This window comes from Myxococcus sp. AS-1-15, assembly GCF_020037055.1.
GTDB lineage: Bacteria > Myxococcota > Myxococcia > Myxococcales > Myxococcaceae > Myxococcus > Myxococcus fulvus.
The window spans coordinates 58,224-71,593 of record NZ_JAIQDF010000021.1 but is presented as its reverse complement, the minus strand read 5'-3'; the positions used below and the strand labels follow the sequence as shown (position 1 = coordinate 71,593).

Annotated in this window: 12 protein-coding genes; 4 read left to right on the top strand and 8 right to left on the bottom strand. The window is 71.5% G+C overall.

Translation table 11 applies throughout. The features are described from left to right. The first annotated feature begins 125 nt into the window (after positions 1-125). A complete protein-coding gene (locus K8625_RS38805) occupies positions 126-563 on the top strand; it encodes a PaaI family thioesterase (protein WP_223785546.1) in 438 nt (145 codons plus the stop codon). A gap of 3 nt (positions 564-566) precedes the next feature. Here K8625_RS38805 and coaBC read toward each other — a convergent pair whose 3' ends face one another. From coaBC to K8625_RS38775, 6 genes are all read right to left on the bottom strand, one after another. After that, on the bottom strand, positions 567-1,799 hold the full coding sequence (gene coaBC / locus K8625_RS38800; protein WP_223785545.1) for a bifunctional phosphopantothenoylcysteine decarboxylase/phosphopantothenate--cysteine ligase CoaBC: 1,233 nt from the start codon (positions 1,797-1,799) through the stop codon (positions 567-569). A gap of 66 nt (positions 1,800-1,865) precedes the next feature. Continuing rightward, positions 1,866-4,844, bottom strand: a complete 2,979-nt coding sequence (locus K8625_RS38795; RefSeq protein ID WP_223785544.1) for a carboxypeptidase regulatory-like domain-containing protein — start codon at positions 4,842-4,844, stop codon at positions 1,866-1,868. 217 nt (positions 4,845-5,061) lie between these two features. Beyond that, positions 5,062-5,541, bottom strand: coding sequence for a hypothetical protein (locus tag K8625_RS38790; RefSeq protein ID WP_223785543.1), 480 nt, complete (start codon positions 5,539-5,541; stop codon positions 5,062-5,064). A gap of 100 nt (positions 5,542-5,641) precedes the next feature. After that, positions 5,642-6,928 (bottom strand): Stp1/IreP family PP2C-type Ser/Thr phosphatase, encoded by a 1,287-nt coding sequence (locus tag K8625_RS38785; protein WP_141326419.1) that lies wholly within the window; start codon positions 6,926-6,928, stop codon positions 5,642-5,644. Positions 6,929-6,989: 61 nt separating this feature from the next. Further along, positions 6,990-7,502 (bottom strand): FHA domain-containing protein, encoded by a 513-nt coding sequence (locus K8625_RS38780; protein ID WP_141326421.1) that lies wholly within the window; start codon positions 7,500-7,502, stop codon positions 6,990-6,992. 52 nt (positions 7,503-7,554) lie between these two features. Beyond that, positions 7,555-8,166 (bottom strand): hypothetical protein, encoded by a 612-nt coding sequence (locus K8625_RS38775; RefSeq protein ID WP_223785542.1) that lies wholly within the window; start codon positions 8,164-8,166, stop codon positions 7,555-7,557. A gap of 143 nt (positions 8,167-8,309) precedes the next feature. Between K8625_RS38775 and K8625_RS38770 the strand changes: the two genes are divergently transcribed. Together K8625_RS38770 and K8625_RS38765 are read left to right on the top strand one after the other, a co-directional pair. Then, entirely contained in the window at positions 8,310-8,510 is a 201-nt protein-coding gene (locus tag K8625_RS38770) for a hypothetical protein (RefSeq protein ID WP_223747511.1), read from the top strand. Between the two features lie 114 nt (positions 8,511-8,624). Beyond that, positions 8,625-9,275, top strand: a complete 651-nt coding sequence (locus K8625_RS38765) for a DUF4349 domain-containing protein (RefSeq protein WP_194869249.1) — start codon at positions 8,625-8,627, stop codon at positions 9,273-9,275. Between the two features lie 7 nt (positions 9,276-9,282). Here the strand turns inward: K8625_RS38765 and K8625_RS38760 are convergent, their stop codons facing one another. Together K8625_RS38760 and K8625_RS38755 are read right to left on the bottom strand one after the other, a co-directional pair. Beyond that, a complete protein-coding gene (locus tag K8625_RS38760; RefSeq protein ID WP_223747510.1) occupies positions 9,283-10,632 on the bottom strand; it encodes a sigma-54 dependent transcriptional regulator in 1,350 nt (449 codons plus the stop codon). After that, on the bottom strand, positions 10,629-12,128 hold the full coding sequence (locus K8625_RS38755; protein ID WP_223747509.1) for an ATP-binding protein: 1,500 nt from the start codon (positions 12,126-12,128) through the stop codon (positions 10,629-10,631). Before K8625_RS38755 ends, K8625_RS38760 begins: the two co-directional genes overlap by 4 nt. 138 nt (positions 12,129-12,266) lie before the next feature. On the opposite strand from K8625_RS38755, the gene K8625_RS38750 reads away from it, so the two are divergent. Next, positions 12,267-13,370 (top strand): efflux RND transporter periplasmic adaptor subunit, encoded by a 1,104-nt coding sequence (locus K8625_RS38750; protein WP_223747508.1) that lies wholly within the window; start codon positions 12,267-12,269, stop codon positions 13,368-13,370.

Below are 13,370 nucleotides of genomic sequence, written 5' to 3'. Positions count from 1 at the left end.
CCTTTCACACCTCCGTCGTGGGCCTCCGGAGCCACGGGCCGCGGGTTCGATTCACCGCACACCGGGTCGACCCGCGCGCCGGCCCCCCGGGTGGGTCCCCCTGATGGCGGGCTACCCTGCTCCCCATGAATCCACAGAACCCGGACTACCGTCAGGACACGGAGGCCCTCTTCCGCGCGGCCCCCTTCGTCACCGACCTCGGCATCGAGCCCGTCTCCATCCTCCCGGGCGAGGTGGAGGCACGACTGGTGGTTCAGCCCCGCCACCTGCAACAGGACGACGTCATCCACGCGGGCGTCCAGGCGACGCTGGCCGACCACACCGCGGGCGGCGCCGCCTTCACCCTCGTGCCCCGCCCTCAGCGAGTCCTCACCGTGGACTTCACGCTCCACCTGCTCCAGGCGGCACGAGGCGAGGCGCTGCGCTGCAAGGCCAGGGTGCTGCGCGCGGGCCGCCGGCTCATCGTCGTCGAGTCCGAGGTCCACACCGTCGCCGGAGGCCAGGAGCAGCGCGTCTCCAAGGCCACCGTCACGCTCGCCGTCGTCGAGCCCCGGACGCCCTGATGCTCACACGCCGGACGCCGCGCGCTGCACCAGCAGGAGCTCGAGGAGGCTCCGGGCCACGGCGTCCTTGGTGCCCTGGAGATCCCGTGGCGAGCCGGTCCGGGTCAACACCGTCACCCGGTTCGTGTCCGTGCCGAAGCCCGCGCCGGGCGCCGTCACGTCGTTGGCGACGATGGCGTCCAGCCCCTTGCGCTCGAGCTTCTCGCGCGCGTGCTCCACCACCCGCTCCGTCTCCGCCGCGAACCCCACCAGCACCGGCCGCCGCGCCTGCCCCGCCACCTTCCGCGAGGCCTCGGCCAGCACGTCCGGCGTGCGCACCAGCTTCAGCGTCTCCGGCCCTGCAATCGAGCCCTTCTTCACCTTCTGCGGCGCGCGCGTCTCCGGCCGCCAGTCACTCACGGCCGCCGTGGCGATGAACGCGTCGGAGTCGGCCACCCGGCTCAGCACCTCGCGCGCCATCTCCTCCGCGGAGACGACGTCCACCACCTCCAGCCCCGTGCGGTCCACCGCGCCCACCGGCCCCAACACCACCGTCACCGAGGCCCCCAGCGCACGCGCCGCATGCGCCAGCGCGAGCCCCATCTTCCCCGTGGAGGGATTGGAGATGAATCGCACCGGGTCCAGGAACTCACGCGTGGGCCCCGCCGTCAGCAGCACCCGCTTGCCCGCGAGCGGCCCCGGCGCGAAGCGCGCGGCGACTCCCGCCACGATTGCGGGCACGTCCGCCAGTCGCCCCTCGCCCACGTCGCCACAGGCCAGCAGCCCCGCCCCCGGCCCCACGAAGCTGAAGCGCGCGTGCGCCGCCAACGCCGCCACGTTCTCCTGCGTCTGCGCGTTGTCCCACATGGCCACGTTCATCGCCGGGGCGAGCACCACCGGCCCGCGGAAGGCCAGGAGCGAGGTCGTCACGGCGTCGTTCGCCATGCCCGCGCGCACCCGCGCCAGCAGGTCCGCCGTGGCCGGCGCCACGACGAACGCCTCCGCCCAGCGCGCCAGGTCCAAATGGCCGAAGTTCCCCTCCTGCGAGGGGTCGAAGTAGTCGGTGAGCACCGGATGCCCGCTGAGCGCCTGGAAGGTCAGCGGGGTGACGAACTGCCGAGCGGCCTCCGTCATGGCCACCCGCACCTCGGCGCCCGCGCGCCCCAACTCGCGCACCAGCTCACAGGCCTTGTACGCGGCGATACCACCGGCCACACCCACCACGATGCGACGGCCCTTCAACGCGGTCACGTCCATGCGGCTTCCTAATGCGCCCGCATGCCGGCTCGCAACCCGAGCCGCACGAGCAGCAGGCCCGGCGCCTCAACGTCCCAGCGTCACCTCACCGCTGGAGGGCACGTCCACCACCCGCACCTCGGGGCCTCCCGGCGTCTCCACATGGAACGCCCCCCACACCAGCGTGTAGCGCCCGGGTGGCAGGCCAGTGACGACGACCTGCTCGGAGCGTGGCTGGTAGATGAGGTGCGCCCAGCGTGAGCGCATCAGCTCCTGCGCCGGCGGATTGCTCGTCACCGGGACGTCCCCGGCCACCACCCACAGCGCCTTGCCGCGCTCGGGCTTGAGCTGCACGGTGAGCGACGCGCTGCCCGGCGCGGGCCCCAGGTCCAGGTGCATCTGCGCGCCACCCACCTGGACCACCAGGGCGGGCTCGCCCGCGAAGTCGCGTCCCGTGCCCAGCATGAAGCGATAGCTGCCGGGCGCCACGTCGACCGAGTAGGCCCCATCCGGCCCGGTGACGATGTTGAGTGGCTCGCCCCGGTCTCCGTTCACCGCCTCGATGCCGATGCCCGCGGCGGGCTGGCCTCCCGGCAGGAACACGCGACCGCTCAACCGCGTCGCCTGCTTCAGTGTCAGCTCCAGCGCTGCGCCACTCCCACGCTCCACCGCCTGCGTCCCACTCAGCCGCCCCTTGCGCGCGGACACGGTGTAGCGGGCCACATACGGCGGACTCGCCAGCGTGAAGGTGCCGTCCGGGCCCGACATCACGGACTCGTCGCACACCTCACAGGACACCACGGCGTCCGCCACGGGCCCGCCGCTCGCGTCCCGCACCCTCCCGCTGATGCTCGGCAGCTTCTCCAGCACCAGGTCTCCCAGTTCGGCAGACACCGGACGGTCCACCATCAGCGGCTCGTAGCCGGAGGCATCGACCGCGACGATGACGCGGTCTCCCGCCGTGGGCAGGGGCAGCTCGAAGCGACCGTCGGGGCTGTCCACCTGATGCTCGTCCATGCGGAAGCGGCGCACGGGCGCGCCGTCATTGCCCACCACGCGGCCGCGGAACATGTCGCGCTTCTTGAGCACCACCTTCACCGGAGGCCCGCCCGCCTTGCCCTCGGCGCGCTCCGTCTGGTCGTAACCGGAGTGCTTCACCTCCAGCCGGTAGCCCCGGTCGGGCCGCAGCGAGCGGAACTCGAAGTGGCCGCGCGCGTCGCTCACCACGGGATCCGCGCCGCGAGGCACCACCGACAACGCGGCCCCCGCCACCGGCGCCCCTTGCGTGTCCACCACGTCGCCCGTGAGCGGCGCGCCGGGCTTCAGCTCGGCCTCCAGCTTCAGCGTCTGCCCCTCCGTCACCGTCACCTGCTTGCGCTCGGAGGGCTGGAAGTCCGGATGCGAGGCCACCATCGAGTACGTCCCCTCCGGCATCCCGCGCATCGGCACGACGCCGTCGGGCCCCGAGGAGCGGTCGCTGCGGAAGATGCCCTCCTGGTCCACCCAGAGCACCACGTCCGCGCCCTCCACACGTCGGCCCCCGGAGGACACCGTCACCTCCACGGAGGCATGCGGCTCCAGCGGCAGCTCGACGTCCTTCGCGGGTGCCGTCACCTTCACCTGTCCACCGCCCCACTCGGAGTGGTGCGCGTGCAGTTCGTACAGGCCCGGCGTGGGCACCGACGCGGAGAAGTGCCCGTCCCCATCGGCGAGCACCGTCTCCCCCGTCGGCTGGACCAGCACCGACACGCGCGGCGCGGGACGGCCGTACACGTCCATCACCCGTCCGGTGATGAGCGTCGCGCGCTCCAGCTCCAGCTCCAGCGAGGTCTCGCCCTTGCCCACCCGCGCGGGGAGCTGCGCCTCGCGGAAGCCCTCCGCCTTGCCCTCCAGCACGTATTCGCCGACGGCGAGCGGCCCCAGTTCCACCAGCGCGCCCGTGCTCGCGCGCTCCCGGCGGACGACTTCTCCGCGCGCGGTGCGCAAGAGCAGCTCCGGCGACGGCACGGGCTCGCCCGCCTCGTCCACCACCGTGACGAGCAGCTTGCCGGCCTCCTCCAGCTCCAGCGTCACCTGCGTGACGCGCGCCTCCAGCGTCAGCGTGCGCGGAATCGAGCCCAGTCCCGGTGCCTCGGCCGTCACCACCAGCTCATCCGGATACAGGCCGGTGAAGCGGACGACCTCACCCTCCGTGCGCAGGTCGCGCGACAGGTGGTCGCCGCGCACTCGCACCGTCGCGGCCGCGGGCTGGCCCTCGCGGGTCACTCGGACCTCCAGCGTCCTCGACGGTGTCAGCTGCAGGCGCACGGGCTGGGAGCCCGCCTCCACCAGGGACTCGACGGCGGGCAGGTAGCCCTCCGCCATGGCCAGCACGTAGAACGGGCCCTCGCCCAGCCCCTCCAGCGAGAAGGCACCATCCGCTCCGGACCGCGCCTCGAAGGGCAGCGGTACCCGTCGAGACACCGCGTACACGCGCGCCTCGCGCAAGGGCTGTCCGGACTCGTCCACGACCTGGCCGAGGATGGAGCGCAGCGGCGGCAGGAACAGCTCCACCGGGTCACCCGGCGCGGCCCGGTCCCTCAGCGCGACACCCAGGCCGGGCGCGCGGGCCCACACGGAGAAGGACACGCCGACCAGGTGCTCGAAACGGAAGCGTCCCTCGGCGTCCGTCCGCGCCGTTGCCCGGGGACTGAGGAAGCCGCGCTGCTGCTCGAAGAAGGCCAGCGTGTGCAGCGTCGACTCACGCGCCGGACAGGACAGGAGCGCCTGGTCGCACTCGTCACAGCGCACGTCCACCAGGGTGCGCTCCGCGCTGGCCGAGAGGAACACCTCCGCGTCCGGCACGGGCCGCCCCGAGGCATCCAGGACACGGCCGGTGAGCGCCAGGCCCTCCTGGCTCCCGGAGGTGACCTCCACGGCGGAGAACTCGGGAAGTGACCTGGACGTCGCGCCCAGGGACGCGGACGCGCGGAAGTCTCCAGGCGCTCGCTCCGAGCGAGACCAGAGCCAGGCGGCCCCAGCCACCACGAGGGCGGACAGAACCCCTATGAGAATCCAGTTGCGCATGCGCTCGTCACGAGGACCTTAGCCCGCGGCGGGCCCGGCAACGGCCGATTCCCACCGGAAATTCCGGACCCAGTCCTCTCCCCGACGCTCTCCCCCACTCCACGTCGTCCCCAGCGCAGTGGGGCGACAACGTCACGCAGCCATCACTGCTTCGTGTCGTCCTCGAGTGCGTCCAGGCGCTTCTCCACCCGCTCGAAGCGCTCGTTCGTCGTCTCGCTCAACGAGCCAACAGCCGGGCCATGCGCCCGACATTCGTCTCCATCCGATGGAAACCGTCCGACACCGTCCGGACGACGCCGACCACGGACTCCATGGTCGTCATCATCAAGCCCATGCTCTCTTGCGTCGCGCCCAGGGACAGCTGCGTCGCGCCCAGGGACACCTGCGTCGCGCGCAGAGCCGCCTGCGTCTCGCTCAAGGCCGCCTGCGTCGCGGTGATGGCCTCCTGCATCGCGCCCATGTTCGCCTGCATCGCGCCCATGTTCGCCTGCATCGCGCCCATGTTCGCCTGCATCGCGCCCATGTTCGCCTGCGTCACGGACATGCTCTCGCGCATCTCGCCCATGTTCTTCAGCATGGAGCCCATGCCCGAGGCCAGGATGCGCGTGTGCATCCGCGAGGACTTCATCTCCTCGCGCAGCTCCACCACCTCACCCATCAACTTCACCATCACGTCCCTGCCCGCCGCCCTCGCCACACGACCTCCCGTGACATCCTGACGGGACCCTACGCGGCGGGTCTGACGTGAGCTGGCGGTGCTCGGACGACGGGTGCGCGTGCTCATGGCGTGGCCTCCCTCACTCCTCGGCGAAGGGCTGGATGGCCTGCGCCACCGCGAGCTCCTGGCGGGCCTCGCTCAGCTCGGAGTTCGTCGCGCGCAGCCGATCGCTCAGCACCTGCACGAAGCTCCAGAGCATCTTCACCGCGAGGATGGACTCGCGCTTCATCAGCCCCATCAAATCAGGCCGGGAGATGACCATGGTGCGCGTGGGCTCCGTCGCCCTCACCGTCGCCGAGCGCGGCGCGTTGTCGATGAGCCCCATCTCCCCGAAGTGGCCGCCCGAGCGCAGCTCGGCGATCTCCACCCCGTTCTTCTCGATGGCCACCCGGCCCCGGATGACCACGAACAGCTCCTCGCCCGGCTGCCCCTCCACCACGATTTCACGCCCCGCCGGATACGTGCGCGTGGTCGCGATGGACAGCACCGCCGTCTGCTCCTTGTACGTGAGGTGACGGAACAGCGGAATCTTGCGCAGCGCCTCCATCCGCGACTGCGCCTCGCTCGACTCCTCGCTCGCCAGCGCGGCGCTGTCCCCGGCGATCTTCACCACCACCGCGGTGATGTTGTCCTTGCCGCCCCGCTCGTTCGCGATGTCGATGAGCCGCTTGGGCAAATCCCCCGGCGCCAGCCCCGACACCAGCGGCAACAGCTCCTCGTCCTCGACGTACCCATGCAGGCCGTCCGAGCACAGGACGAACATGTCCCCGGGCACCAGGTCCACGATGAGCGTGTCGACCTGGACGGACTCCTGGATGCCCACCGCGCGCGTAATCACGTTGCGGTACTGCGAGGTGGCCGCCTGCTCCTTGGTGATGGTGCCAGCCTTCAGCTGCGCGGCGACCAGCGTGTGGTCCTCCGTCAGCCGGTGACACTGGCCGTGCCTCACCAGATAGACGCGACTGTCACCCACATGACCGATGACGGCCTTGTTGCCCCCCACCGCGAGGCACACGAACGTCGTCCCCATGCCCCGCTTCGTCGAGTCCGACATCGCCGTGCGGTAGATGTCCGCGCACGCGCGCTGCACGGCCACCTCCACCAGCGCCGCCGCCGCCGAGCGGCTGTCCGCCGTGGGGTTGTTGCCCAGGTCCTTGAGCAGGTGCCGGTTCGCGGTGATGTGCTGCTTGACGACCTCGGTGGCGCGATTGCTGGCGACCTCGCCGGCCGCGTGCCCGCCCATGCCATCGGCGACGACGTACAACCCGAGCGACACGTCCACCAGCATCGCGTCTTCGTTGTGCTGCCGCTTGCGGCCGACGTCGGTCAGTCCGAAGGCTTCTGTGGTCAAGGCCACCGCGAACACTCCCGTGTGTGACTGTAGGCGACTTCGTACGTTACGCAGGCCACTTGAGACGTGGCAAGGCTCAGGGAGCCATCCGTACGGAGAGCATCCGGACAAAACCGCTTGCCGTGTAGAACGCGAGTTCCACCTGTCCAAAGCGCAACCGCGCGCCATCCTCCAGCAGAACGGGCTTGCGCGGGGTGAGGCGGACGCCCCCCATCCACGAGCCGTTCTTGGAGCCGGCGTCCGTCAGCAGGAAGCCCGCCTGGGCCTCGTCCCGGGCGAACCAGGCGTGGAAGCGCGACACGCTGCCGTCATCCAACACCACGTCGTTGTTGCCCGTGCGCCCCACCGTGATGCCCCGGCCGAAGGCGTTGCTGCGGGCCTTCACCACCGGGAAGACCACCGACTCGCTCGCCCCCAGCGTCGGGGGCCCCGCGTTCGTCACCGTCTTGAGACGGTACTCCTCCTGCTCCACCGGGCTGTCGTCGGCGGGCGAGGGGGAGAAGAGGAGCAGCCCGGGCGGCAGCTGCCGCTCCAGGTCGCCCCGGTTGCGCAGGTACCGCGAGACATGGGCGCTCAGAAGCTCGGGCATAAGGGCGGCGCGGGAAGAGGGAGGTTCCCGCGCACCCCAGTCTACGCGGACTTCAGCGCCAATCCATGAACAACCCGACCATCGGGCCACCCACGAAACCCCGGCCCAGGTAGCGGCGCTTGAGGCCGAAGGGCTCGCCGTAGCCCACGGCGACGCCGGCGGCGACCTTGTCGAACTGGTAGCCAATCTGGATGCGGCCCTCGACGATGCCGGCCACGTTCTTGTCCGGCAGCGGGCCGCCGTCGAACTTGGCGCCATAGAAGACCGGGCCGCCCGTCACCTGGAACCCCCAGTGCGCGGCGTTGGGCAGCTGGTTGCGGTAGCCGAAGCCCACCTGCGCGGTGTGCTCGTAGTAGGCGCCCAGGTTGGTCTCGGGCTTGCCCGCCTTGGGCGTGGGCATGCGCGCCCCCCACCCCAGTCCGCCCTCCACCAGGAAGACGAAGGCGTCCTTGCGGTCCTGGAAGAAGGTCAGCTCCCACTGCACCTTCAGCCGGGGCGTCAGCAGCGCATCGTTGTACGAGGTCCCCAGGAAGGCGCCACGCGGGAGCCAGAAGGGCGTGGGCGAGGTGTGCACGCGACGAGGAGCGCTCGTCATCGTCTGCGCCTGCGCCGTGGAGACCAGACCCAGCGTGAAAACCAGCAAAAAGAGGAGCTTGCGGTGCATAGAATCCATCTTTGCGCCACGGAGCGGAGCGCTTGTCAACGAAGTGTTCGTTTGGCTATGACGCGTTCGTTACCTGCGGATGGGCCCGGAGCCAGGTCGTACCTGGAGCCACCTGCCGTGGGGCACAAGGAGCGGGACACCGCATGCCAGTCGTGACAGTCCGGGCCAGCAGCAAGCAGAGCTCGGGTAGGTTCGACACCCTCGTCCGCAAGGCCACGGAGAAAGCCTCCGACCTGCTCGAGCAGAGTGATCGCGTCCTCGTCGTCTACGAGAAGGGTTGCGCCAGCATCTATTACGAGGGCGACGGCGTGCGTCCCCTCCCCGCGGCGCCCCGCGCGTCCTGAAGGGGCGTCCAGGCTCCGGCCCGACTCCGGGCCGTCGAGCTGGAACGTCGAGCCCGGCGGGTGTGTCCTGAGAGGACCGGTTCAACGGACCTCTCCCCTTCACAAGGAACCCGCGTGCGCTCGCTCCTGGTCGTCCTCGCCCTGACCCTCACCGCCTGCTCCACCCACCGAGCCCACGAGCGCGTCGCGTTCGCCGAGGGCCTGGCGGCCGGAGGTGCGCCGGGGACCGCCGTGCCGCTGGAGAGTCGCTCCATCATCCACCGGGCGTCCCTGACGCTGGAGCGGGACGAGCCCGAGTCGGGGCCGGCGCAGGCCGTCCAGCTCGCGAAGACGCATGGGGGTTACGCCGAGCACGTGACGACCCGTTCCGCGGTGGTGCGCATCCCCGCCGAGCGGTTGGACGGCTTCCTGGCCGCGGTGCCCGCGCTGGGCGAGGTGGAGCGCAAGAGCGTCTCCGCCAGCGACGTGACCGACGTGCACCGGGACTTGAAGGTGCGCCTGGCCAACGTGACGCGCATCCGGGAGCGCTACCTGGAGCTGCTCCAGCGCGCCGTCAGCGTCGAGGACACGCTCAAGGTGGAGAAGGAGCTGGAGCGAATCACGGTGGAGTACGAGACGCTCAAGGCGCGCCTGGAGGGGCTCGAGGGCGAGGTCGCCCTGTCCACCGTGAACCTCGACTTCGAGCGCCCCGTGCGCCCCGGCCCCGTGGGCTGGGTGTTCTACGGCCTGGGGAAGGCCGTGAAGTGGCTGTTCGTCTGGGACTGACGAGGCGTCACTCCTCGCCCAGCTTCCGGTAGAGCGTGCGGCGGTTGATGCCGAGGATGCGCGCGGCGGCGGCCTTGTTGCCGTTCTGCGCGTCCACGATTCGCCGCACGTAGGCCCGCTCGACGTCCTCCAGGGGCAGCTCCTCGCCGCTGGCCCGGGTGAACAGCGCCTGCATCCCGCCGTTGTCACCCGGCAGGTCGAAGTCCTCGGGCACGAGCGTGTCGTGGTCCGCCAGCGCCACCGCGCGCTCGAGCAGGTTCGCCAGCTCCCGGACGTTGCCCGGCCACGCGTGCGCCACCAGCCTGCGCATCGCCGCCGCGGACACCCCGAGCACCTCACGCGCCTGCGCGCCTCCCAGCCGCCCCAGGAAGAAGTCCACCAGCGGGACGATGTCCTCGCGCCGCTCGCGCAGCGGGGGCACCTCCAGGCGGATGACGTTGAGCCGGTAGTACAGGTCGGGCCGGAACCGCCCGTCGCGCAGCAGCTCCTCGAGCGGCCGGTTCGTCGCGGCCACCACCCGCGCGCGCACCGTCACCTCCGCGCTGGCGCCCAGCGGCCTCACCTTCCCCGTCTCCAGCGCCTGGAGGAGCTTGGCCTGCACCTCCAGCGACAGCTCCCCCACCTCGTCCAGGAACAGCGTCCCCGCGCCCACGGCCACGAAGACACCCGCGCGGTCCTCACGCGCGTCCGTGAACGCACCACGCCTGGCGCCGAACAGCTCGCTCTCCGCGAGCCCCGGTGGCAGCGCCGCGCAGTTGAGCTGGAGGAAGGGCTCCGCGCGCCGGGCACTCGACTCGTGCACCAGCCGCGCGAGCGCGCTCTTGCCCGTCCCCGTCTCCCCCGTGAGCAACACCGTCGAGTCCGTGCGCGCGGCCCGTCGCGCCATCTCCAGCACCTTGCGCATCGCGGGGCTGCGCGCCACCAGTCCCCCCGGCGCGTCCGTGGGCACCGCCGCGCGCAGCCGCACAATCTCCCTGCGCAGCTGACGCTCGCGGAACGCGCGGTCGATGGAGAGCACCAGCGCGTCGATGTTGAAGGGCTTCGTCACGAAGTCGCAGGCCCCCGCCTTCACCGCCGCCACCGCGAGCTCGATGCTCCCGAACGCCGTGATGAGCAGCACGAGTTGCCCCGGCCTCCGCGCGAGCACCGCCTCCAGGAACTCCGTCCCCCGCATCCGAGGCATCTCCACGTCGGAGATGACCAGGTCGAACGCCTCCTCCGCGCAGCGAGACAGGGCCTCCTCGGGGGACGTCATCCCCACCGTCACGTAGCCGCGCTCCGTGAGGCTCTCGCAGAGGAAGTCCACCACCGCCGCGTCGTCATCCAGGACGAGGATCCGCTGTCCACGCGCGCTCATTCTGCCTCCTCCTTCATGTCCTCGTCCTCGGCCGCTGGGAGCTGGACGAGGAACCGGCTGCCCTCGCCCGCTCGGGACGTCACCGAGACGGCGCCTGCGTGGTCCGCGACGATGGACTTCACCACCACGAGCCCCAACCCCGTGCCGCCCAGCTCCGTCCAGGTGCTGAAGAAGGGCTCGAAGATTCGCGCCTGTTGCTCCTCCTCGATGCCCACGCCCGTGTCCTCGACGCACAGGCAGACGCCTCGGCGCTCGGACAGCCCGGGAGCGCTCCGGAAGACGGACGGCGCCAGCGTCACCCGCACGCGACCTCCGCGAGGCGTGGCGCGCAGCGCGTTGGTGAGCAGGTTGAGCGCCACCTGCTGCACGCCGTCCCCATCCGCGAGGACGCGGGGCAGCGGGGCCTCCACCTGGAACTCCAGCGTCACGTCCCGCTTGCGAGCGTCGTGCTCGAGCAGCTCCACCACGGCGCGCACGGGCTGGTGGACATCGAGCACCTCCCGACGCGGAGGCTTGCGGCGCGTGAGGTCCAGGAGCTGTCGCACCGTCCGGGTGATGCGCTCGCACTGCTCCACCAGGATGCCCGCGTTGCGGCGCACGTCGTCGGGCAGCTCCGTCCTCGACGCGAGCGCCTGCGCCCGCCCACCGAGGATGAGCAGCGGCGAGCCAATCTCATGGGCCAGTCCCGCCGACAGCTGTCCGAGCGTGACGAGCTTGTCCACGCGGCGAAGCCCCGCCTCCATCGAGATGCGCGCCTCCGTCTCGACGTTGAGCCGGCCCCGCGCCTCGCCCAGCTCCTTCACCATCGCGTTGAAGGCATGCGCCATCTCCCCCACCTCGTCCTCGCGCTCCACCACCACCGTGGCGGAGAAGTCACCGCCGCGCACCGCGCGCATCGCCCGCACCACGCGCTCCAGCGGACGCTGGAGGTGGAGCCACAAGAGCAGCCACCCCACCACCGAGATGCCCGCGATGAGCGTGAGCACGGACAGCAGCGTCGACCGACGCGTGCGCTCCAAATCCATGCGCAGCCCATCCAGCGGATTGACCACCGCGAGCGCGCCCACCGTCCCGCCCTCGTCGCTGCGCAGCGGCACCACCACGGACAGGTGGGACAGGCCCTCCGGCCCCTCGAAGCGCGACGTCACGCCGTGCGCCTCCATCACCCGGAGCGCCTCCGCCTCGACGAGCGGCAACGTGCGCGAGCTCCCCAACGAGCGGGCGACCAGCCCCTTCTTCGCATCGAACACGAAGACGTCGACCGTGGGGTCCTTCACCTCCAACGACTCCAGCATCTCCCGCACGTCCGCGCCCTGCCCGTCCCTCAGCGCGTTCTCCATGGCCACCTGGAGCGCCGTGGCCAACAGCCGGGAGGACTCCTCCGTGGCCGTGCGCAGCTCGTGCTCCTCCCGCCGGAGCTGTCGGTACCCGTAGGAACCCAGGATGAGGGCGCTGGTCAGCGTCAGCCAGAGCCCCAGTTTGGTGGCGATGCGCACGCCGCCCACTGTGGCGAAAGTGCACAGATGATTCAATTCGCCTCGCTCCTACCTGCTCGCTGGGCGAGTTCACTCCCTGTGATTTCAATGAGTTGAGTACGCGACACGCTGGACCAGGACTTGCCCTGGTGCCCAGCCATGAAAAGGACCGTGCTCCTGGGCCTGCTGGCCCTCTCCTCCGCCTGCTCCAGCGCCGCCGCGACCACCGCCACCCCGGAGCGGCCTCCTCCCAAGGCGCTGAAGGAGGGGGTGGTGCAGCTCGCCGAGGCCTCCCAGGCCTTCGTCACCGTCACCCCCGTCCAGCCCGATGCCGGCGGGGCGAGGCTCCAGGCGCCCGCGCGCGTGGCCTTCCGGGACGGGGCCGTGTCCCGGCTCGGCGCGCCGCTGGCCGGCCGCGTGGTGGGCGTGCACGTGCGCACCGGCGAGGTGGTGAAGCCCGGAGACCCGTTGGTGACGCTCGACTGCCCGGAGGCCGCGGCGGCGCGCACGGCGGTGGCCACCGCGGCGGCGGCGCTGCGCGAGGCGGAGTCCGGCTTCGAGCGTGAGCGGCGCATGTTCGACCAGGGCGTGAGCACGGAGCGCGAGCGGCTGTCTGCGGAGACGCGCCTGGCCGAGGCCCGCGCGGAGCTGGCCCGCGCCCAGGCCTCCGTGGGCTTCGTGGGCGCGGGGAGCGGCACCACTGTCGTCCTGCGCGCACCGCTGGCCGGCACGGTGCTCGCGCGCACCGCGACGGAAGGTGTCTCCGTGCAGCCCGGAGGCGAGCCGCTGGTGGAGGTGGGCGACGCCTCCGCGCTCTGGGTGGTGGCGGAGGTGTTCGAGCGGGATTTGCCGCAGGTGCGCGAGGGCACGCGGGCGAGCGTCACCCTGCCCTCGCTGCACGAGCCGCTCACGGGCCAGGTCGTCTCGGTGGGCGCGGTGGTCACCAGCGGCTCGCGCACGGCGCCGGTGCGCATCGCGCTGGACAGCCCGTCCAAGGGGCTGCGTCCAGGAATGTTCGGCCGCGCGCGCATCGACGCGGCCGAGGCCAGCCTGACGCTCCCGGTGGAGGCGGTGCTGCTGCGCAACGGGAAGGACTCCGTGGTGTACGTGCGGCAGGACGCTCGCACCTTCGTGCGCCGGCCCGTCGTCGTCGCCACGCCCGTGGATGGGCGCGTGCAGGTCATCGCGGGGCTGTCCGCGGGTGAGCCTGTCGTCACCCGGGGCGCGCTGCTGCTCGACGGCGCCGCGGACCAGCTGCTCTAG

Coding starts and splice junctions, on each gene's coding strand:
- K8625_RS38770 (WP_223747511.1), top strand. CDS start 8,310: ATGCCAGTCGTGACAGTCCGGGCCAGCAGCAAGCAGAGCTCGGGTAGG.
- K8625_RS38805 (WP_223785546.1), top strand. CDS start 126: ATGAATCCACAGAACCCGGACTACCGTCAGGACACGGAGGCCCTCTTC.
- K8625_RS38750 (WP_223747508.1), top strand. CDS start 12,267: ATGAAAAGGACCGTGCTCCTGGGCCTGCTGGCCCTCTCCTCCGCCTGC.
- K8625_RS38760 (WP_223747510.1), bottom strand. CDS start 10,632: ATGAGCGCGCGTGGACAGCGGATCCTCGTCCTGGATGACGACGCGGCG.
- coaBC (WP_223785545.1), bottom strand. CDS start 1,799: ATGGACGTGACCGCGTTGAAGGGCCGTCGCATCGTGGTGGGTGTGGCC.
- K8625_RS38780 (WP_141326421.1), bottom strand. CDS start 7,502: ATGCCCGAGCTTCTGAGCGCCCATGTCTCGCGGTACCTGCGCAACCGG.
- K8625_RS38795 (WP_223785544.1), bottom strand. CDS start 4,844: ATGCGCAACTGGATTCTCATAGGGGTTCTGTCCGCCCTCGTGGTGGCT.
- K8625_RS38775 (WP_223785542.1), bottom strand. CDS start 8,166: ATGCACCGCAAGCTCCTCTTTTTGCTGGTTTTCACGCTGGGTCTGGTC.